Source organism: Microbacterium maritypicum, from assembly GCF_041529975.1.
Classification (GTDB): Bacteria; Actinomycetota; Actinomycetes; order Actinomycetales; family Microbacteriaceae; genus Microbacterium.
In genome coordinates, this window is the sequence record NZ_CP168030.1 from 750,701 (window position 1) to 770,908 (window position 20,208).

Here is a 20,208-nt window from a genome sequence, read left to right on the forward strand (position 1 = left end):
ATGCCCGTGCATCTGAAGCCCCTGCCCGCTGGACGCTTCGACGAGTGGCGAGGCGCGGCCAGACAGCGCCTCATCGACGGCAACCGCGCATCGGGGAGGCGTGTCGGGGATGATGCGGTCGCGTTCGCCGATGAGTACTTCGACGAGCTGCTGCCGCACGGGGCGGCGACGCCGACGGCACGGGTCATGCGGATCCTCGACGAGGGCCGGCGCGAGCTCGGCACCCTGTGGCTGGTGCTCGCCGGCACGAAGCTGTTCCTCCTCGACCTCGCCGTCGAGACCGAGCTGACCGGCACTCAGAACGACGAGCTGGTGGCGCGGATCCTCACCATCGCGCACGACATGGGCGCCACGCAGATCAGTGTGCCGCTGCTCCCGCAGGATGCGGCGGGTCACGCGCTGGTCGACGATCGCGGCTTCACGGTCGCGTCGATCCAGATGGTGCTCGAGCCGCTGCCCTCGCGTGATGTCGCCGCACACGTGGAGGTGCTGCCGATGACCGCGGAGAGGTTCCCCCGCTTCGTCACGGCATCGGAAGCGGGATTCGCCCAGGACCTCGTGGCATCCGGTCGGTTCTCCCCGGAGGACGCCGCGGCGGAGTCGCACCGTCAGCTGGTCGAGGAGTTGCCGGACGGGCTCGCCACCCCGGGGCAGGAGCTCTTCACGGCGACCGTCGACGGTGTCGAGGTCGGCATCCTCTGGCTCGGCATGCGCGAACGCGACGGACATGCGCATGCGTTCGTGCTCGACATCGAGGTCGCCGCGGATCAGCGCCGCAAGGGGTACGGGCGCGAGCTGATGCACGCTGCCGAACGCGAGGCCCGACGACTCGGCGCCGACTCGATCGGGCTGCACGTATTCGGCTTCAACGCCGCTGCCGTCGAGCTGTACGAGAGCCTCGGCTACCGGCGGACCGAAGAGACGCTGCTGCGCGAACTGTGACGCCGGTCACGGGACGACACAGCCCGACACGAAGGGAATAGTCCGCGGTGCTCGACGTTGCCCCCAGCATGACTACTCTCGGAATCATCGGTGCAGGACACATCGGCAGCCAGGTCGCGCGGGTCGCGGTGGCGAACGGCTACGACGTCGTGATCGCCAACTCCCGCGGTCCGGAGACGCTCGCGGACCTCGTGGAGGAGCTCGGGCCCCGCGCGAAGGCCGCCACGGCGGAAGACGCCGCGGCAGCCGCGGACGTCGCGGTCGTGACCGTCCCGCTTCGCGCGATCGACGCGCTCCCCGCCGCAGAGCTCGCCGGGAAGATCGTGCTCGACACGAACAACTACTACTTCGAGCGCGACGGCCACATCGAGGCTCTCGACAAGGGAGAGACGACGACGTCGGAGCTGGTGCAGCGCGCGCTGCCGGACTCGAAGATCGCCAAGGCGTTCAACCACATCTTCGCGGCCGAGATCACGACCGACGGCAAGCCGGCCGGAGCCCCGAACCGTCGTGCGCTGGCCACCGCCGGCGACGACGCCGAGGCCGTCGCGTTCGCGACGCGCTTCTACGACGAGGCCGGCTTCGACACGGTCAACGTCGGGCCGCTGAGCGAGTCGTGGCGGGTCGAGCGTGATCGCCCGGCGTACGTCGTGCGGCAGAACGCCGACGAGCTGACCGCGAACATCGCGATCGCCAACCGCCTCCCCTGAGGTCTCTGGGGCGAGCGCGACCGAGACCTTCCGCGTCTCGCGCGCTCGTCCCGGACCGAGGCATCCCGGGCGTGTTGGGATACCAAAAGTTGAGTAACCCGGCCCGTGATGCGAGAATGCCCAGATGGCGGGGGCTATGGGGACAAGCGGCGAACTCGAATCGGTCAGGGTCACGCGCATCTTGCGCGACGACATCGTGCTGGGCCGACGTGCGCCCGGGTCGCGTCTGGTCGAGCGCGACATCGCGGCCGAGCTGAGCGTCTCCCGCCTCCCGGTCCGCGAGGCCATCCGCACCCTCGTGGCCGAAGGGGTCGTCGTCGCACGCCCCCGCACCTGGGCGGTCGTGCGCGAGTTCACCCGCCGCGACATCCAGGATTTCGCCGAGGTCCGTGAGGCCATCGAGACGCTCATCTTCGTCTTCGCCGCCGAGCGTCACGATGAGGCGGGTATCGCCCGGATCAGAGCCGCCTACGAGCGCGAGTTCGCGGCGGCCACGGCCCAGGACTCGGAGGCTGCGCGGATCGCGGCGGCCGAATTCCACGAGGTTGCGGTCGAACTCGCGGGGAACGAGATGCTCGGGGAGCTCATCGCGGTGTTCCTCACCCGGCTGCGGTGGCTGTTCGGGCAGCACGACGATCTGCTCGCCATGGCCGAAGAACACCGCATCATCCTCGAGGCGATGGCCGCACGCGACACGGAAGCGCTCCGCCGTATCGTGCCCGCTCACCTCGCCAGCGGCCAGTCGGCAGCCGAGCGTCGTCTCGCCGACGGTAGCGACCTGTTGGTCTGAACCGCCGCCGTCCCGCTCGCGCACATTCGGGAACACCGACGACGGGTCCAGTTGTATATTGGTCCGATCGGAGTCGGTCCGGAAACGTTGCGCTGTTCTGGGGAGCGAGATGCGGAGTCTTGCTGTCGCGGTCGGGTGCCTGCTGCTTCTCGGAGGAGTCGCGCTGGTCGCGATCGCCGATCAGGAGCGGGTGGCAGCCCTCACCGCCGTCAAAGCGGAGATCGTCCGTGTCGAGCGCGCCCTGGAGGAATCCCACGGGGAGAACCTCGAGCTCGCGCAGAAGCTCACCGCACTGCGGTCGCAGATCGCTGAGCAGGATGCCGAGATCGGCGACACCACGGGGTTCCTGCAGTGATGCGCCGGGTGCTGGCGGTCACGCTCGCGGCGGCGGTCGTGCTGTCCGCCGGAGTGCTCGCGCGGGCGGATGCCCTCGATCGGGAGCGCGTCGCGGTCGTGGCGGAATTCGGCAGCCTGACGCAGGAATACCACGAGGCCAGGCAGCGCACCGAGTATCTCGAGGCGACGATCGCGCAGGCGGAGCAGGACACGGCCGACCGCGCGGCGGTGCTCGCGGTGCGGCCGGCGTTCGTCGCCGAGATCACGGCCCTGAGCCGCGTCTTCGACAATGCACAGGGGATGGTCGACACCGCCTCTCATCGGGCTGCCGCGCTGTCGGCCCAGCAGACCGTGCTGGCCGAGTCGAGGGACCCCGCCACGGTCACGGCGGCCACGGCCACGGTGCATGCGCTCGCCGAGAAGGTCGGCACTCAGGTCGCCTCGGTGCAGGCCGCGCAGAGCGCAGGACCGGGTGGCCCGGCCTGGACATCGAGCGGGCCGGACGGGTACGCGCGGGTGCGGGCGGCGCTCGACCTCGTCGGCGGAGGTGGTGTCGGGCTGTACGAGTCGTCGTCGTGCGCGGGCGGGAACGCGCCGGCCTGCGCCAACAGCAACGGCTACATCAAGTACCGCGGCGACATCGCGAACTGGAGTGCGGGCCGGTTGAACTGGGCCATGGCGCACGAGCTCGCGCACATCTACCAGTTCCGGGTCTGGGGTGCGCTCACGTCATCCGGCGCGTACGCCTCGATGTTCGGCAACGACCCGGAGTTCCTCGCCAACTGCATGGCCGTCGTCCGCGGCTACCCCGGCTCGGTGGGGTGCAACGGCGATCAGCAGGCGTGGGCGTCGGGGATCTGGGTGGGCGCGGTCCGCTGACCCGGCCCGGTGCGGTCAGGCGACCGGCGTCGTCGTGTCGATCGCCGCGCGCAGCGGCCGTCGCATCACGCGCCAGTACGACGACGGGGCGATGCGCGTGAGCACGTCGATCAGTCGTGCCTCCCGTCCGACCATCGTGCGGGCAGCCCTTCGCTCGGTCGCTCGGACGATGCGGGCCGCAGCGTCCGCCGGGTCGGTGTGGTACATCGCGGCCTGTGCGGCGGCGGCACGAGCGGCGACTTCCGGATCGATCGCGGCGGCGTAGCGCCCGTGCAGGATGATGCCGGTGCGGACCCCGGCCGGATAGACGGCGCCGACGCTGACCGTGGTGCCCTCCAGCTCGTGCCGCAGTGCCTCGGAGAAGCCCCGCACGGCGAACTTGCTCAGCGCGTACGGGATGCGCCCGGCCGGAGCGGCGAGCGCATACACGCTCGCGAAGTGGGTGATGTGCGCGGCGGGCGCAGCGCGGAGGGCGGGCAGCAGCGCCTTGGTGATCGACACCGTGCCCCAGAGATTCACGTCGGTGAGCCAGCGCATCTCCTCCATCGTGAGCTGGTCGAGGTTTCCGAGCATCGACGAGCCGGCGCAGGTGATGAGGGCGTTGACCCTCGGATGCGCTGCGGTGATCTCGGTGGCGGCGGCGAACACGGCGTCGTCGTCGCGGAGGTCGACCACGTGCCTGGTCACCCGGGCGTCTCCCAGTTCGGCGGCGAGGGTCGCGAGCGCGGCACTGTCGTGGTCGATCAGGGCGAGGTGCGCTCCTCGGGTGGCCAGCAGGCGGGCGATGTCGGCGCCCATGCCGTTCGCGGCGCCCGTGATCACGGTGGTGCTGCCGGCGAGATCGAGGTGTTTCATGAGTCTCCTGCGGTGCGCGATCCGGGGCCGTGGCTGCGGATGTCGGAGGGGTGGGGCATGCTGATCCGGAACCATTCTGGCCGACACCGGGCCCCAGTGATACCGGTACGCTCGTGGAGAGGAGGTACCGGTGGGACGGACAGCGGATGCCATCGCCGAAGGCGTCGCGATCGCGACGGCTGCCGCGCGCCTCGCCGTGAAGAATCACATCCTCATCGGCACCATCGCCGAAGACGGTGTCTTCGACATGGAGAAGTACATCGACGACGCGCGGGAGGCGCTGCGGGCGATGGCCGAGGAATCGGAAGAAGCGGCCGCCAACGTCACCGCGCTGCGTAAGCGGGCCAGGGGTCGGCACTCCGATCCGGTGGGCACGCACGACTACCGCGACCGCGATGTGCGAAACCTGCGCCGCCGGGCCAAGCAGTCCACCGGGGTCGGCCAGCGCCTGCGCGAGATGATGGAAGACCGGGAACGTCTGGCGCAGATCGTCGAAGAGGCGCGGGACGCCGCCTGGGCCGACGTGCGCCACAATCTCGACCGCCGATTGCGGGTCGAGGGCATGCGACCGGATCAAGATCCCGACTACGGGCGCATGCGCGAGGCACGCATGCAGGCGCTGCGTCTCGTCGACCTGCAGGCGCTCTCCTCCGAGCAGCGCGCGCGGGCCAAACGGCGCAAGAAGCAGCAGAAAGCCGAGGCGGCGAGCGACTGAGGCCTCGTTTCGCTTTCGCGTCAGGACTGTTGTAGGCTGTTCCACGGCCCGCTGAGCGGGCTGGGCGCCCGTAGCTCAATGGATAGAGCATCTGACTACGGATCAGAAGGTTAGGGGTTCGAGTCCCTTCGGGCGCACACTGTGTTGAGACAGTACAGAATCCCCGTCGCGAAAGCGGCGGGGATTCTGCTATATCCGGGCCGCTGCGTCGCGACGACTGATGGTGCGCTCTCGGTTGACCGCAGGCAGCGTCAGAGCAGGCTCGTGATCGCGGGGTCGCGGCGGGCGACCTCCGCGGCGGTGGCGACGATGACCTCGCGGATCGCCGCGACCGCGACCGCGGGGGTGACGTCGGCACGGTGGGCGAGGCTCACGGTGCGGGTCATCATCGGGTGCGTCAGTCGAACCGACCGCAGCGCGGGGCGATCGAGCAGCACCATCGCCGGGACCACCGCGACGCCGACACCGCGTTCGACGAAGCGCAGCACGGCATCCATCTCGGCTCCCTCGAGCACGTGAGTGGGCACCAGGCCCTCGGCGCGGAAGGCGGCGTCGGTGGTCGCTCGCAGCTCGTACGTCTCGTCGAGAGCGATCAGCGGGAGGGTGGCCAGGTGGGAGAGGCTCATCGCGGGCATGGTCGAGACCGGTGGCTCTGTCGCGGCGGAGATGACGACGAGCTCTTCGGCGAGCAGTGGCATGCGCGTGAGGCTGAAGCCCGACGGTGGTGGACCGTCGGATTCGGTGATGAGGGCGATGTCGACGGCGCCGACGGCCAACTGCTCGACGAGCCGTCGGGAGCCGCTCTCGGTCAGATGCAGATCGACGCCCGGATGGCTGGCGTGGAACACGCTGATCGCCTCGGCGACGAGGCTGATGCAGAGCGTGGGCGGCGCGCCCAGCCGTACGCGTCCACGGCGAAGACCGGCCAGCTCGCCCATCTCATCGCGGATGGCGTCGGCTTCGGCGAGCATGCGCTGTGCACGGGGGAGGAGCGTCTCTCCCGCGGCGGTGAGTGCGATGTGGCCGCGTGCGCGGTGGAACAGTTCGGCGCCGAGCTCGCGTTCGAGGGTGGAGATCTGTCGGCTCAGCGACGGCTGTGCCAGGTGTAGGTGCTCGGAGGCGCGGGTGAAATGTCCGAGGCGTGCGACCTCGACGAACCCGCGGAGCTGCTCGAGGTTCATGGTCATAGCCTACCCGCATGGTTTCCAGTCAAACTATGCATTGGAGTTATTAGGGTCTCCTAACTAGCGTGAAGCGTATGTCTACCCCCGAACGTCAGATATCCACCACTGTCCTCGTCATCGGCACCGGTGGCTCCGGTCTGCGCGCAGCGATCGAGATCGCTGAACACGGAGTCGATGTCCTCGCCGTCGGCAAGCGCCCGCGTCAGGATGCGCACACTTCCCTCGCGGCCGGCGGCATCAACGCGGCACTCGGCACCATGGACGCCGAGGACAGCTGGCAGCAGCACGCGGCCGACACCATCAAGGAGAGCTACCTGCTCGCCAACCCGCACACGGTCGAGATCGTCACCCAGGGCGCCGAGCGCGGCATCCGCGACCTCGAGCGGTGGGGCATGGACTTCGCCCGCGAAGACGACGGCCGCATCTCGCAGCGGTTCTTCGGCGCACACACCTTCCGCCGCACCGCCTTCGCCGGTGACTACACCGGCCTCGAGATCCAGCGCACGCTCGTGCGAAAGGCCGAGCAGCTCGAGGTCCCGATCCTCGACCACGTCTACATCACCCGTCTGCTCGTGCGCGACAACGTCGTGTTCGGCGCCTACGGCTTCGATCAGGCCGACGGCACCCGCTACCTGATCCACGCGGATGCCGTGATCCTCGCCGCCGGCGGCCACAACCGCATCTGGCGCCGCACCTCGTCGCGTCGCGACGAGAACACGGGCGACTCCTTCCGTCTCGCGGTCGACGCCGGAGCGCGCCTGCGCGACCCGGAGCTCGTGCAGTTCCACCCGTCGGGCATCATCGAACCGGAGAACGCCGCCGGCACCCTGATCTCCGAGGCCGCACGCGGGGAGGGGGGCATCCTCCGCAACGCCCTCGGTGAGCGGTTCATGGAGAAGTACGACCCGGAGCGCATGGAGCTATCGACCCGCGACCGTGTCGCGCTCGCCGCGTACACCGAGATCAAGGAAGGACGCGGCACCGAGAACGGCGGCGTCTGGCTCGACGTGTCGCACCTGCCGCGCGAGACGATCATGACCCGGCTGCCGCGCGTCTACCAGACGATGATGGAGCTGCAGATGCTCGACATCACGACCGACCCGATCGAGATCGCCCCCACCGCGCACTACTCGATGGGTGGGGTCTGGGTTCGTCCGGAGGACCACCAGACCGACGTCGAGGGGCTCTACGCGATCGGCGAGGCCTCCAGTGGACTGCACGGCGCGAACCGGCTCGGCGGCAACTCGCTCATCGAGCTGCTGGTCTACGGGCGCATCGTCGGGCAGGCCGCGATGGAGCACGCGGCCGGGCTCGACGCGCAGCGCCGGTCGGCGACGGCCGTCGCGGCAGCACGGGCCGAGATCGACGACCTGCTCGCCGCGGAGGGGCGCGAGAACGTGCGCGCCCTGCAGCGCGCCATCCGCAACCTCATGACCGAGTACGCAGGCGTCGTCCGTTCGGAAGACGGGCTGCGTGCCGGCCTCGCCGACCTCGACATGATCGAGGGGCGCATGGAGGACGTGGGAATCCACCCCGACATCGCCGGTTTCCAGGACCTCGCGCACGCGTTCGACCTCAAGGCCTCGGCGCTCGCCGCTCGTGCCACGCTCGCGGCCGCGCTGGAGCGCCGGGAGACGCGCGGATGCCACAACCGCAGCGACTTCCCCGACACCGACCCGACCCTGCACGTGAACCTGGTGTGGTCGCCGACCGCGGGCGTCACCCGCGAGGAGATCCCGGAGGTCTCGCCCGAGATCGCCGAACTCATGCGCGAGGTCGACACCGCGGGCAAGCTCGTCGAGTAGGTCGCCCGAGACCCCGCGTCCGCGCCGAGACCCCCGCCCTGCTGATGTCTGCAGGGCGGGGTCTCGGCGGTGATCCGGGGCTTCAGCGAGTTGCTCAGCCGGCCTGCGGCTCTTCCGTGTCGACGACCCCGATCCCCACGGCCTCGTGGTCGGGCTCGGGTTCTTCGCGCTTCGGAGCCTGGGGCTCCTCGCCCGGGTCCTTCTCGGTGCTCGGCTCTTCGAGGTCTTCGGTGCTCGGCACCTCGCTCGGGTCGGCGTCTTCGGGCGATTCGGCCTCGGCGGGTGTGGTCGCCTCGCCCGCGCTCGTGTCGGAGGCCGGGGTGGGCGTGGGCGTCTGCGCCTCGGCGGGATCCTGTCCGGGAGTGTTGTTCGTCATGATGGCCCCTTTCATGGTGTCGTCCGATCACGATGCCTCGGAAGCACGTGTTGCTGAAGGGGCTTGACGCGGCGCCGAGTTAACCGGGGTGAACCGAAGGCGCCGATGCGGCGTAGCCTGGAGGGGTGACTGCGTACGTCTCGGCCTTCGACCTCTTCTCCATCGGAGTGGGGCCTTCGAGCTCCCATACGGTCGGACCGATGCGGGCCGCCCTCGACTTCGCGCGACGGCTCACCGCGACGGGCGTCCTCCCGCGCGTGGCGCGCGTCGGCAGCACGCTGTACGGCTCGCTCGGTGCCACCGGGATCGGGCACGGGACTCCGGATGCCGTGGTCGCCGGTCTGCGCGGATTCGCGCCGGAGACGTGCGACCCCGCCGACGTGAGATCCGCCTGGACGGACTTCCCCGTGGGCGGCGCGCTGTCGATCGACGGCATCCATGACGTCCCGTTCGCGAAGGATGACATCGTCTTCGCGCCGCGCACCCGGCTGCCCGGTCATCCGAACGCCATGACGATCACCGCGTGGGATGCCGCGGAGCAGGTCGTCGCCGAGGAGACCTATTACTCGGTCGGCGGCGGTTTCATCCGCCGGGACGGAGAGGACGCGAAACTCACGACCGCGGGGTTCCCCTATTCGTATGCGGATGCCGCGTCGCTGCTCGCCCTGTGCGACGAGAACGAACTGTCGATCGCCGAGGTCGCGCGGCTCAACGAGACCTCGCTGCGCGGCGAGGAGGAGGTCGCGGCCGGGCTCGACGCGATCTGGGATGCGATGTCGGGGTGCGTCGATGCCGGCCTCCACGCCGACGGCACGCTGCCTGGCATCCTCAAGGTGAAGCGGCGGGCCGGGGTGATCCGCGGACAGCTCGAAGCGGTCGAGGCCGAGGGCCATAGGGAGCTTCCGGGCGAATGGCTCGGCGCCTTCGCCCTGGCCGTCAACGAAGAGAACGCGGCGGGCGGCCGGGTCGTGACCGCACCGACGAACGGTGCCGCAGGCATCCTCCCCGCCGTCGCCATGTACTGGTGGCGGTTCCTCGCCGATTCCGGCCTGGGCGCGGGCAACGCCGTGACTCCCTACGGTGAGCTGGTCGGCAGCGCGCTGCTGGGCTTCGAGCCGGACGTCCGGGCGCTGGAGAATGCCAGCGACCTCGACGAGGAGCAGACCGCGGAGGCGAACCGTCGCCGCGGCATCCGTCGTTTCCTGCTCACCGCAACGGCCCTCGGGTCGCTGTTCAAGGCGAACGCGTCGATCTCCGGAGCCGAGGGCGGATGCCAGGCCGAGGTCGGCTCCGCGTGCGCCATGGCGGCCGGCGGCCTCACCGCGGTGATGGGTGGCACGAACCGTCAGATCGAGAACGCCGCCGAGATCGCGATGGAGCACCACCTGGGGCTCACCTGCGACCCGATCGGCGGACTCGTGCAGATCCCGTGCATCGAGCGCAACGCGATCGCGGCGTCGACGGCGGTCACGGCGGCTCGTCTCGCACTGCGCGGCGACGGCAGCCACTATGTCTCACTGGATGCGGTCGTCGAGACGATGCGCCAGACGGGTGCCGACATGTCGACCAAGTACAAGGAGACCAGCGAGGGCGGCCTCGCGGTCAACGTCATCGAGTGCTGATCGCGCCCGCGCGACGCCGTGTCCGCGGATGCCGGTAGCCTCCACGAGACACCACGCGGAGGGAGCACGATGGAGGCGTTCTGGGAGCCGAGCTCTCGCCGACGGCGGCAGCAGCCGGTCGTCGCGGTGCGCCCGAACGACGACGCCCCGACGCCGGATGGGGAGTGGCCGACGAGCATTCCCGCGGTCGCCCAGGTGCTGCGGGAGGGGATCGATCTCGACCCCGGGGTGACGTTCCTCGTGGGCGAGAACGGCAGTGGCAAGTCGACCCTGGTCGAAGGCGTCGCACTCGCCTACGGCCTCTCGCCCGAGGGCGGTTCGCGTCAGGCGCGGCACAGCACCCGAGCGACCGAGTCCCCGTTGTCGGAGTGGATCCGGCTGCAGCGCGGCGTGGGAGCCAACCGCTGGGGCTTCTTCCTACGGGCCGAGACGATGCACTCGTTCTACACCTACCTCGAAGACAACCCGTCGACCGCCGGCGCCGATGTGCCGTTCCACGAGATGAGCCACGGCGAGTCGTTCCTCGCGCTGTTGGAGAGCCGCTTCGACGAGCCGGGCTTCTACTGCCTCGACGAGCCGGAGGCCGCCCTGTCGTTCAACTCGACTCTGGCGCTCATCGCGGTGCTGCGGCGCATCGCCGACGATGGTGGGCAGGTGCTGTGCGCGACACATTCCCCGGTGCTCGCGGCGCTGCCCGGTGCGAAGATCCTCGAAGTAGGGGAGTGGGGAATCCGTCCCGCCGAGTGGGGCGACCTCGAGATCGTGAACCACTGGCGCTCGTTCCTCGAGCATCCGACACGCTACCTCCGCCACCTGCTCGACTGAGGAAGGCCGCCCCTTCTGCGTGCTCGAGGCGCAGGCGCATAATTCATCACATGATGAATGACTCGGCCGTCGAGATCGCGCACCTGCGCGTGCATCGCGGGGCAGTGCAGGTCTTCGACGGGATCGACTTCACGATCCCGCGTGGACAGATCACGGGACTGCTCGGGCCGTCGGGATGCGGAAAGACCACCCTGATGCGCTCGATCGTCGGTGTGCAGCGGATCGCCGGGGGTGATGTCACCGTCCTCGGCGAGCCGGGCGGATCCCGGCAGCTCCGCCACCGCGTGGCCTACGGCACACAGGGCGCTGCGGTCTATGGCGACCTCAGCGTGCGCCAGAACCTCTCGTACTTCGCCTCGCTGCTCAATGCGCCGAAGGGCGATGTGGACAGGGTGATCGACGAAGTCGGGCTGCGGGCCCAGGCGGGGCAGCGCGTCGACGCGCTCAGCGGCGGCCAGGCGACGCGGGTGTCGCTCGCGGTCGCGCTCATCGGCTCCCCCGAGCTGGTCGTGCTCGACGAGCCGACGGTCGGACTCGACCCCGTGCTGCGCGCCGAGCTGTGGGCATTGTTCCGAGGCCTGGCGGACCGCGGCGTGACCCTCATCGTGTCGAGCCACGTGATGGACGAGGCGGTGCGCTGCGACCGGCTGCTGCTGATGCGGGAGGGGCGGATCATCGCCGACACCACCCCGTCGTCGCTCCTGGCCGACACCGGCGCGACCGATGCCGAGTCCGCGTTCCTGACACTGATCGAGCGGGACCGCAACGGCGATACCGACGTCCCTCGTTCGCGGCGAGAAGCCAGCGAGCACCGAGAGGGGGCCGGAGGATGAACGGCCGCCGGATGCTCGCCACCGCCGGGCGCGTGCTCGCCCAGCTGCGGCACGATCCGCGGTCGATCGCCCTGATGCTCGTCGCGCCGAGCCTGCTGGTCGGTCTCTTCGCCTGGCTGTTCAGCGACCAGGAGGGCGTCTTCGACCAGTTCGGCGGGGCGATCCTGGCGCTGTTCCCGTTCATCGTGATGTTCCTCATCACGTCGATCACCACCCTGCGCGAGCGCCGTTCGGGAACCCTCGAGCGTCTGATGACCACACCCCTCGAGAAGGCCGACTTCATCCTCGGCTATGCGCTCGCGTTCGGGCTGATGGCCCTGCTGCAGGCGGTGATCACGGTGTCGTTCGCGGTCGGGGTGTGCGGCCTCGATGTCGACGGGCCGCTGTGGCAGCTCGGCCTGGTCGCGGTCGTCGATGCGCTGCTCGGCACGGCACTCGGGCTCCTCGCCAGCGCGTTCGCCCAGACCGAGTTCCAGGCGGTGCAGTTCATGCCGCTGCTGGTGTTCCCGCAGATCATCCTCGGCGGCCTGTTCATGCCCCGCGACCAGATGCCGGATGTCCTCTACGCCATCTCGGACTGGCTCCCGCTCAGCTACGCGATCGACACGATCAACGCGGTGGCCGCGGGGGACGAGGGCTGGGAAGTGTTCGGTCCGCTGCTGATCGTGGTGGCCTTCGCCGCGGGTGCCCTCGTGCTCGCGTCGCTGACGCTGCGGCGGCGCACGCGCTGAGTTCGGCTCCGGTCGCAGCTCAGCGCGCCGCGCGGTTCTTCGTGTGCTTGGTCGGCACGGCGGCCCACGGGTCTTCGGGCCACGGATGCCGGGGGTAGCGGCCGCGCATCTCGGCGCGCACCTGGCTGTAGGGACCGGACCAGAACGAGGCGAGGTCGTCGGTGACCGCGAGCGGACGCCCCGCGGGGGACAGCAGGTGGAACAGCACCGGCACCCGCCCATCGACGAGGCGCGGAGTCTCGGCCCACCCGAAGCACTCCTGCAGCTTCACGGCGACGACCGGCCGTGCGTGCGGGTCACCGTCCGGTTCCGGGTAGGTGATCCGGACGCGGGATCCGCTGGGCACCTCGAGGCGCTCCGGCGCGAGCTCATCGAGGCGCACGGCATCGGGCCACGGCAGTAGGCGCCGAAGCGGTGACGAGAGATCCAGCCGTGCTGCGGGGGTGCCGGACGCGAGGCGATCGAGCTCGGGCGCGAGCCACACGTCGAGGGAGTCGACCAGCCCGGCATCCGAGACATCGGGCCACGGATCGCCGAGCTCTCGTCGCAACAGTGCGAGTCGCCGGCGCAGCGCGTCTGCGGTGTCGGACCAGGTGAACATACCGAGCCCGTCGCGGCGGAGCGCCCGGCGCACGGCGTCGCGGCCCTCCTGTGCCGACGCCTTCACGGGCGCCGAGGACCGCAGGATGGCGCCGATGCGCCGCTCGCGTCGGGCCTGGACGCGGCCTCCGACGAATTCCGCCTCGACGCGGTCGGTCATCAGGTGGCTCGCCGCCTGCTCCATCTGCGCTTCGGTGAGCACAGCGGCCGACCGGATGATCGCGCCGGACCCGGCCGCGGCGCGCGCGGTGGCGCGCGCGACGTCGGCGACGGCGATCCACTCCACCGCTGCGAGCGGACCCCGCACCCCGGCCCGGGTTCCGGAGGCCAGCAGGAATGTCGCTCCTTCGGCAGTGCGCTCGACGCGATGCGCGATGCGCTCGGGGAACGCCAGCGCGATCACGAGGCCCACTCCGTCGAGGTCCGAGCGGATGCCCGGCGTCTCCCGGACCATGCGTTCGAGGCGGTTCGCATCGTCGCGCCATCGGCGGGCGTCCGGGTTCCGACCGCCTCGCAGCGCGATGAGCGCCTGCGCGATGTCGGCATCCGAGATGCGCAGCTCGCCGCCCACCAGCGCGACGACCTCGGCCGCGAGTCGGCTTCCGACGACCGGGCTGCCGTCGCGAAGTGCGCGGGCGAGTCGAGGATCGGTCGGAATCCGTGCGAGGACGCGGCCCTCCGCGGTGGCGCGACCGTCGTCATCGATCGCGCCGAGAGCCCGAAGCACCGTGATCGCATCGGCCAGGTTCTCGGCGGGCAGCGGGTCGATCATCCGCAGTCCGATGCCGCCCGGGGCACCCCAGCAGGCGAGAAGCAGCGCGGCATCCGCGAGGTCGATCACCGCGATCTCGGGCACGGGACGAGCGGGGGCCGCCGCGTAGGTGCGCTCGTCGACGCAGCGGATGACCATGCCGGGGCCCTGACGGGTGCCGCGCCCCGCACGCTGCACGCACGACGAGCGCGATGCGGCGGTGGTGACGAGGCCCGTCATACCGCGGCCGGCGTCGCGCTGCGGATGCCGCGACAGGCAGCTGTCCACGACGAGGCGCACCCCCGGCACGGTGAGCGACGACTCGGCGAGAGAAGTCGTGACGATGATGCGCGGAAGGTCCGTCGGCGTGCGGCCACGGATCACGGCATCCTGCTCGGCCGGCGGGATCTGGCCGTGCAGTTCCCGCACGTCGAAGGCATCGCTCGCAGCGCGGACGCGGCGGGCGATCTCCGACACCTCACGAGCCCCTGGCGCGAAGACCAGCACGTCGGCTTTCGGGTCTTCGCGCACCAGGTCCACGGCCGCGGATGCTGTGACGGCCGCGACGTGATCGAGGAAGCCCCAGGTGACGCCGCGCTCGTCGAGGCGGGGGACGGGGCTCGGAGCCCACTGCACGGTGAGGGGGAAGGCGGGGACATCGTGGTCGACGATCGGCGCGGGGGAGTCGTCCGTGCCGATGACGGCGGCGATCCGCGCCGCGTCGAGGGTCGCGGACATGGCGATCACCACCAGGTCATCCCGAAGCTCGCGCACCTCCGAGAGCAGCCCGATCAGGAGGTCGGTCTCGAGCGCGCGTTCGTGCACCTCGTCGAGGATCACGGCATCCACACCGTCGAGTCCCGGGTCGTCGAGCATCCGTCGAAGCAGGACTCCGGCCGTGACGAACTCGACCTGCGTCTCGGGTCCTGCCGAGCGCTCGCCGCGGACGGTGAATCCCACGCGTGAACCGAGGGGGGACCCGTCGAGGTGGGCGAGGCGTCGGGCGGCCGCGCGGGCGGCGACGCGGCGGGGCTGGGTGATGATCACGCGACCGGTGCTCCGCGAAGCGAGGAGCGGGGGCACGAGGGTGGTCTTGCCCGTGCCGGGTGGGGCGGTGACGACCACCGATCCGCTCGCATCGAGCGCCGCTGACAGCTCGTCGAGCGCGGCCGCGAACGAGAGCCCCGCGCCGATGGCGGCGAGGTCGAAGGCGGCGGACGTCATCCGTCCAGTCTGCCCGGTCGGGGAGTCGAAACAGCGGATGCCGCGACCGGAGAGGTCGCGGCATCCGCTGTCGTGAAGGTGTGTTTACTCCGCTGCCGGAGCCGGCGGTGCGGGCGGCGGCGGGGTGTTCGGCGTCGAGACGCGCGGTGCGGGCGCGGCAGGCGTAGCTTCCGCGACACCGGCTCCGAAGCCGCGGCCGACGGCCTGCCCCTGGATGATGCCGGCGAGGTCGAGTCCGGTGGCCGAGTGGACGCTCTCGAACACCGAGGCCAGGGCCTTGGCGTTGTCGGCACCGACGACGTCGGATGCGCCGTCCTGGCCCGAGCCGCCGATGATCGACACGTTGCCGATCGCCGCGTACCCCTTCGAGAACTCGGCCATGATCGACGGCAGCACCTCGAGCACGCGCTGCGAGAGGAAGGCGTCCTGGTTCGAGGCGATGGCCTTGGCCTCGGCCTCGAGAGCTGCGGCGCGCGCGTCACCCTCGGCGCGGATCGCCTCGGCTTCGGCAGCAGCCTGCAGGCGTCGGGCGTGAGCCTCGGCCTCGGCCTTCGAGCGCAGCGCGTCGGCCTCACCGGTGGCGCTCGCGACGGCAGCCGCGGCCTCACCGGCGGCGCGGGCCTTGTCGGCCTCTGCCTGCTGCTCGGCGATGCGGGTGCGAGCCTCGGCCTGCTTGACCTGCTCGATCGCGGCGGCCTCGGCCGCCCGCTCGCGCGTGTAGAGCTCGGCCTGGGCGCGGGTCTCGGCCTCGTACCGCTGCGCGTCGGCGACGCGCTTGACGTCGGCGTCGAGCTGGGCCTGCTTGTTCTCGGCCTGCTGCTGCAGCACGGCCTGCTGCGCCTGCTCGCGGGCGAGGTTCTCGGCCTGCTCCGCCTCGGCGCGCGCGCGACCGATGCCGGCGTTCGAGTTGGCGGTGTTCGTGTCGAGCGCGGTCTGCTCGATCAGGTTGGCTTCCTGGTTCGCGATGTTCTTCTGGTTGATCGCGCGGTCGGCGTTGGTCTGCGAGATCTCGGCGGACTGACGCTTCGCCTGGATCTCGGGAGCGCCGAGCGACTGGATGTAGCCGACCTTGTCGGTGATGCCCTTGATCTGGAACGAGTCCAGGATGAGGCCCTGCTCGGCGAGCTCCTGCGAGACGTCGGCGGCGATCTGGTCGGAGAACTTCTTCCGCTCGCGCATCAGCTCGACGACCGACAGGGTCGCGACGATTCCACGGAGGGCACCTTCGAGCTGTTCGGTGGTGAACTGCTCGATGGCCTTGTCCTGCGAGGCGAAGCGCTCGGCGGCACGGCGCACCAGGATGGGGTCGGAGCCGATCTTCACGATCGCGACACCGTCGACGTTCAGGGTCACGCTGTCGAGCGACTGCGCCTCGGCGTTGAGCGAGACCTGGCGCGAGCGCAGCGAGATGATCTCATGGCGCTGCGTGATCGGGTTGACGAGCGACTTGCCGTTGACGATGACGGTGACGGGCGACTCCGACATCTCGGAGCGGCTCGACCCGTCGGTCGCGATGACCGCGGTCTGCACCTTCTGCTTGCGGCCCGAGATGACGAGGGCCTCGTCGGCTCGGGCGACCTTGATCCAGCTGCGTGCGAACAGCAGCAGGATGAGCAGCAGGACGACGGCGACGACGACTGCGATACCGACGATGACGAGGATGCCGACGATTCCGGCGAACTCCATGGATGACCTCCCTGGTTCCCCCCGAGGGGGCGGTCTGACGTGCCCGCGACACAGCGGGCGTACGCACCCCACCCTGCCAGAAACGGAAGCGGGCCGTTCTCGCGGCAGCGGGTCAGCGGGTGCGGAGCTTCTCCGCGAGGTCGCGCAGCGTGCGCAGCTCGTCATCGCCGAGGCGCGACATGCGGTCGGCGATCGAGCGCCCGTGCACGGTGGCGAGGGAGCGGAACGCCCGGGCCCCTTCATCCGTCGCGCGGATCAGCGCACCGCGTCCGTCGTCGGGGTCGGCGCACTTGGCCACGAGCCCGCGCGTGACCATGCGGTCGACCAGGCGCGAGACGCTCGGCTGGCTGATCAGCATGTTCGCGGTGATGTCGCGCAGCCGCGCGGTCATGCCGGGGGAGCGGGTGACGGTGAGCAGCACGTCGTACTCGGCCTGACCCAGGTCGCTGTGCTCGAAGTCCGACATCATCTCGGTGAACAACTCGTGCTGCGCGCGGAACAGGCTCTCCCAGGCCTCCAGGGCGAGCTTGCGATCGGTCATGTTCACAGAATAGTGGGAACAGTAAAGGGCCGGTCGGAGAGGCTCCCGACCGGCCCTTGTCCCTTGCACCAAGAGTGTCCTGCAATCACATGCGGTGTATGCCACAGCAAACATTCACCGTGTGATCACTGTATAACGGCGAGATAACGAATGCAACGGTTTGGTCACGGAAAAGTTTCGTGGCGGAGCAGGCGTCCCAGCTCATGTCCGAGGTGTTGCCCACGACCGAACTCCGCGTTGGTCATAGTTCCGTGGAAGCCGACGTCGGTACGAGATTCTTCGCTGGGCGGCCGCGTATCTGTCGCAGGCGTCACCACTCCCCAAATGATGTTCCCGCTGGTCCACGAACCGGCCGCTGAACCAACTGTGGCTCGCCGACATCACCGAGCACTGGACCGATGATGGCAAGCTGTATCTCTGCGCGATCAAAGACGTCCACTCGAACCGGATCGTCGGCTACTCCCAGAGCGGGATCACGGGATCGATGGGCCGCGTCGGAGCCTGCGCGGACAACGCCGCGATGGAGTCGTTCTTCGCGCTCCTGCAGAAGAACGTGCTCAACAAGAAGCGGTGGCACTCAAGGCAGGAACTCCGCCTCGAGATCGTCGTCGCCGGTGCGAGCCTCGCCATCGAGCTGACGCAGATGGCCGCCTCGCGGCTCGCCCTCAGCGGACACCTCGCGGACATCAATGACTGGCTGACGAACATCCTGGGCGGGATCATCGGGTACGGACTGTTCGTCCTCGCGACGCGCTCGAAGACGATCGCCGGATTCGTCCAACGGTTTCGGTGGCCGACGCGTGCGCGCGTGAGTAGCCAGCCGGTCTGATCCTCGAAGTGCCGGAAAGCCCAGCCAGACCGTCGGCACCGAGATGGTCCGCCTCGCGTTTCCGACCGGGTGGTGTGGACGTCAGGCGCTCATGGGTGCACGGCTGCTCGGATCTCTGCGGCGATCGATTCTGCATCGTCGGTACTCAGAAGGATCTCGTCGAACCCGATCGTGGCTCGGTCGACGGCGATCCGCAGCAAGCGGTGCCCGCGCTTCATCGAGACCAGTCGCCGCACCCCTGAAGGGTGCCTGAAAGTCCCCAGCTTGCGGTAACCGGAGACGACGAGGCCGGATCTCACCCCGAGTATCTCTGAGGTCCACCCCTGTTCGGTGGACACATCGCGGATCGCCGACCTCGGTATCAGTAGCTGAGGCAAGCCCGTCATCGTGGCCTCCCAACCGGGGAACTGCACGTGCACTCCCGCTCGGTCGCATGTGATGTCGGTCATCGTGTGCTCCTTGCTACTGCGAATGGGGTCATCTTGAGAACATTATCAACCTGATAACAGTGACGAGTCAAAGTGCAGGACAGGCTTTCCCGAGCTGGCCGCGCACGCGGAGCCCTCTCCCGCTCCGCGTGCGCGGTGATGAGGTTAGGCGGGTACCTTGTCGAGGAATCCGAGGACCTGGTGGATACGGCCCTGGCCGTCGCCGACGACGACGTCGAAGCCGACTACGAGCGGTTCGGCTCCTGCGGGGCCAAGCCCCCACTGAAAGCGGGTGAGGCCGTGATGTGCGTCAGGTTCGCCGACGAGCGTGAACACGAACCCCGGGAACTGTTCCCGCACGGCGCCGATCGTGGCCGAGATCTGGTCTCGTCCACCGACATCGACCAGAGGGTCCGTGTATGTGGCGCCTTCCGTCCAATGCTCGGCGAGGAGGCGGTCACGAGCGTTCGCGTCCGAGGCGTTCCAGGTCTGCAGATACAAGTCGGTGATGGGGGTCATATCGGGGCCTTTCGGTATCGGCCGCAGCGGAGCCGCCGCGGTGAAGCCATGTTGGGCGCGGAGGGGTAGTCGCGTCGATTACCTCGGAGGTCATGGGTCGAACCACGACTGTTGGCTAGGGTCGAGAGTCATGACCGTGATCCATGCCGGCGACGTCGGGGTGCTCTTGCGCGGCTGGCGCGAGCGGAGACGGCTCAGCCAGCTGGAGCTCTCAGCCCGTGCACACGTCTCGACCCGACACCTCAGCTTCGTCGAGACCGGGAGGTCCAAGCCCACGCGAGAAATGCTCGATCGACTCTCTGCACACCTCGACATACCGCTGCGCGAGCGCAACCAGCTGCTCCTCAGTGCCGGGTTTGCGCCCGCACATCCCGAGCGGGCGATGAACGCCCCGGAACTCCGTTCTGTCAGCTCGGCGTTGCGACAACTCCTCGACGCCCATGCGCAGTACCCAGCGCTGGTGCTTGACCGCTGGTGGGACGTTATGGACCGCAACGCCGCGACGGACGTGCTGCTCGAGGGATGCGCACTGCACCTCCTCGAGCCTCCCGTCAACGCCGTACGGTTGTCGCTGCACCCGGAGGGTCTCGCGCCCCGGATCCGCAACCTCGGTCAATGGCGAACCCACCTCATCGGTCAGGTCTGCGCTCGCGCCGACCGCACCGGCGACTCCCGCCTCCGTCGCCTGGCGGAGGAGGTCGCGGCCTACCCCGGCGACGACGTAGGGCGGCCGGCGGTCACGGATGTCGTCATCCCGCTCGAGCTCGAGGTCGCGGGCGAGGACCTGCGCTTTTTCAGCATGTCCGCGGCCGTGGAGTCTGCGCTCGACATCACCATCGACGAACTGCGTATCGAGTCGTTCTATCCCGCCGACGATGCCACAGCACGCTGCTTGCGCCACCGACAGCCATCGTGAGATCGGACGAACGACTGCCGAGGGGGCCTGCTCAAGGACGCCGGAGCAGAGATGCTCGGTCAGACGATCTGTGCGGAATCGCGCTGACGCCACAGTGCGTTCGTCGATGAG

Annotated in this window: 19 protein-coding genes, 1 tRNA gene and 1 pseudogene; 14 read left to right on the forward strand and 7 right to left on the reverse strand. The window is 69.5% G+C overall.

Annotation, left to right across the window (positions count from 1 at the left end; all coding sequences use genetic code 11):
• The 5 genes from ACCO44_RS03585 to ACCO44_RS03605 all read left to right on the forward strand — a co-directional run bounded on the left by ACCO44_RS03585 (position 1) and on the right by ACCO44_RS03605 (position 3,657).
• A complete protein-coding gene (locus tag ACCO44_RS03585) occupies positions 1-942 on the forward strand; it encodes a GNAT family N-acetyltransferase (RefSeq protein ID WP_051662313.1) in 942 nt (313 codons plus the stop codon).
• Positions 943-1,010: 68 nt separating this feature from the next.
• A complete protein-coding gene (locus ACCO44_RS03590; RefSeq protein WP_105711076.1) occupies positions 1,011-1,652 on the forward strand; it encodes an NADPH-dependent F420 reductase in 642 nt (213 codons plus the stop codon).
• 124 nt (positions 1,653-1,776) lie between these two features.
• Complete coding sequence (locus ACCO44_RS03595) at positions 1,777-2,442, forward strand: GntR family transcriptional regulator (RefSeq protein WP_105711077.1); 666 nt, start codon at positions 1,777-1,779, stop codon at positions 2,440-2,442.
• A gap of 109 nt (positions 2,443-2,551) precedes the next feature.
• Positions 2,552-2,797, forward strand: a complete 246-nt coding sequence (locus tag ACCO44_RS03600; RefSeq protein ID WP_029263778.1) for a hypothetical protein — start codon at positions 2,552-2,554, stop codon at positions 2,795-2,797.
• Positions 2,797-3,657, forward strand: a complete 861-nt coding sequence (locus ACCO44_RS03605) for a hypothetical protein (protein ID WP_372468406.1) — start codon at positions 2,797-2,799, stop codon at positions 3,655-3,657. The genes ACCO44_RS03600 and ACCO44_RS03605 overlap by 1 nt, the downstream gene beginning before the upstream one ends.
• A 15-nt stretch (positions 3,658-3,672) precedes the next feature.
• Here the strand turns inward: ACCO44_RS03605 and ACCO44_RS03610 are convergent, their stop codons facing one another.
• Positions 3,673-4,512 carry an SDR family NAD(P)-dependent oxidoreductase gene (locus ACCO44_RS03610; protein ID WP_372468407.1) on the reverse strand — a complete coding sequence of 280 codons (840 nt, stop codon included), beginning with the start codon at positions 4,510-4,512 and terminating at the stop codon, positions 3,673-3,675.
• Positions 4,513-4,642: 130 nt separating this feature from the next.
• On the opposite strand from ACCO44_RS03610, the gene ACCO44_RS03615 reads away from it, so the two are divergent.
• Together ACCO44_RS03615 and ACCO44_RS03620 are read left to right on the forward strand one after the other, a co-directional pair.
• The gene (locus ACCO44_RS03615; RefSeq protein ID WP_029263781.1) at positions 4,643-5,227 is read left to right on the forward strand and encodes a hypothetical protein; all 585 of its coding nucleotides are present in this window, start codon (positions 4,643-4,645) and stop codon (positions 5,225-5,227) included.
• A gap of 64 nt (positions 5,228-5,291) precedes the next feature.
• A tRNA-Arg gene (locus ACCO44_RS03620) sits at positions 5,292-5,364 on the forward strand.
• 114 nt (positions 5,365-5,478) lie between these two features.
• On the opposite strand, the gene ACCO44_RS03625 is transcribed toward ACCO44_RS03620, so the two are convergent.
• Entirely contained in the window at positions 5,479-6,414 is a 936-nt protein-coding gene (locus ACCO44_RS03625) for a LysR family transcriptional regulator (protein WP_105711079.1), read from the reverse strand.
• Positions 6,415-6,485: 71 nt separating this feature from the next.
• Between ACCO44_RS03625 and ACCO44_RS03630 the strand changes: the two genes are divergently transcribed.
• Complete coding sequence (locus ACCO44_RS03630) at positions 6,486-8,216, forward strand: L-aspartate oxidase (protein WP_372468408.1); 1,731 nt, start codon at positions 6,486-6,488, stop codon at positions 8,214-8,216.
• A 94-nt stretch (positions 8,217-8,310) separates the two neighbouring features.
• On the opposite strand, the gene ACCO44_RS03635 is transcribed toward ACCO44_RS03630, so the two are convergent.
• The gene (locus ACCO44_RS03635) at positions 8,311-8,592 is read right to left on the reverse strand and encodes a hypothetical protein (RefSeq protein WP_372468410.1); all 282 of its coding nucleotides are present in this window, start codon (positions 8,590-8,592) and stop codon (positions 8,311-8,313) included.
• A 125-nt stretch (positions 8,593-8,717) separates the two neighbouring features.
• Here ACCO44_RS03635 and ACCO44_RS03640 point away from each other — a divergent pair, with 125 nt between their 5' ends.
• From ACCO44_RS03640 to ACCO44_RS03655, 4 genes are all read left to right on the forward strand, one after another.
• Entirely contained in the window at positions 8,718-10,214 is a 1,497-nt protein-coding gene (locus tag ACCO44_RS03640; RefSeq protein WP_372468411.1) for an L-serine ammonia-lyase, iron-sulfur-dependent, subunit alpha, read from the forward strand.
• A 69-nt stretch (positions 10,215-10,283) separates the two neighbouring features.
• Entirely contained in the window at positions 10,284-11,039 is a 756-nt protein-coding gene (locus ACCO44_RS03645; protein ID WP_372468412.1) for an AAA family ATPase, read from the forward strand.
• Positions 11,040-11,089: 50 nt separating this feature from the next.
• Entirely contained in the window at positions 11,090-11,872 is a 783-nt protein-coding gene (locus ACCO44_RS03650; protein WP_372468414.1) for an ABC transporter ATP-binding protein, read from the forward strand.
• On the forward strand, positions 11,869-12,603 hold the full coding sequence (locus tag ACCO44_RS03655; protein ID WP_372468416.1) for an ABC transporter permease: 735 nt from the start codon (positions 11,869-11,871) through the stop codon (positions 12,601-12,603). The genes ACCO44_RS03650 and ACCO44_RS03655 overlap by 4 nt, the downstream gene beginning before the upstream one ends.
• 19 nt (positions 12,604-12,622) lie before the next feature.
• On the opposite strand, the gene hrpB is transcribed toward ACCO44_RS03655, so the two are convergent.
• The 3 genes from hrpB to ACCO44_RS03670 form a co-directional block, all read right to left on the reverse strand.
• On the reverse strand, positions 12,623-15,178 hold the full coding sequence (hrpB, locus tag ACCO44_RS03660) for an ATP-dependent helicase HrpB (protein ID WP_372468418.1): 2,556 nt from the start codon (positions 15,176-15,178) through the stop codon (positions 12,623-12,625).
• A gap of 84 nt (positions 15,179-15,262) precedes the next feature.
• Positions 15,263-16,864, reverse strand: a complete 1,602-nt coding sequence (locus ACCO44_RS03665) for an SPFH domain-containing protein (RefSeq protein ID WP_372468420.1) — start codon at positions 16,862-16,864, stop codon at positions 15,263-15,265.
• Between the two features lie 112 nt (positions 16,865-16,976).
• Positions 16,977-17,405, reverse strand: coding sequence for a MarR family winged helix-turn-helix transcriptional regulator (locus tag ACCO44_RS03670; protein ID WP_029263791.1), 429 nt, complete (start codon positions 17,403-17,405; stop codon positions 16,977-16,979).
• Positions 17,406-17,763: 358 nt separating this feature from the next.
• Here ACCO44_RS03670 and ACCO44_RS03675 point away from each other — a divergent pair.
• Positions 17,764-18,234 (forward strand): annotated as a pseudogene (locus ACCO44_RS03675) (VanZ family protein); the annotation flags it as partial.
• Between the two features lie 593 nt (positions 18,235-18,827).
• Here ACCO44_RS03675 and ACCO44_RS03680 read toward each other — a convergent pair.
• Complete coding sequence (locus ACCO44_RS03680) at positions 18,828-19,181, reverse strand: nuclear transport factor 2 family protein (RefSeq protein WP_029263793.1); 354 nt, start codon at positions 19,179-19,181, stop codon at positions 18,828-18,830.
• Positions 19,182-19,311: 130 nt separating this feature from the next.
• Between ACCO44_RS03680 and ACCO44_RS03685 the strand changes: the two genes are divergently transcribed.
• Positions 19,312-20,097, forward strand: a complete 786-nt coding sequence (locus tag ACCO44_RS03685) for a helix-turn-helix domain-containing protein (protein ID WP_029263794.1) — start codon at positions 19,312-19,314, stop codon at positions 20,095-20,097.
• The last annotated feature ends 111 nt before the right edge of the window (positions 20,098-20,208 follow it).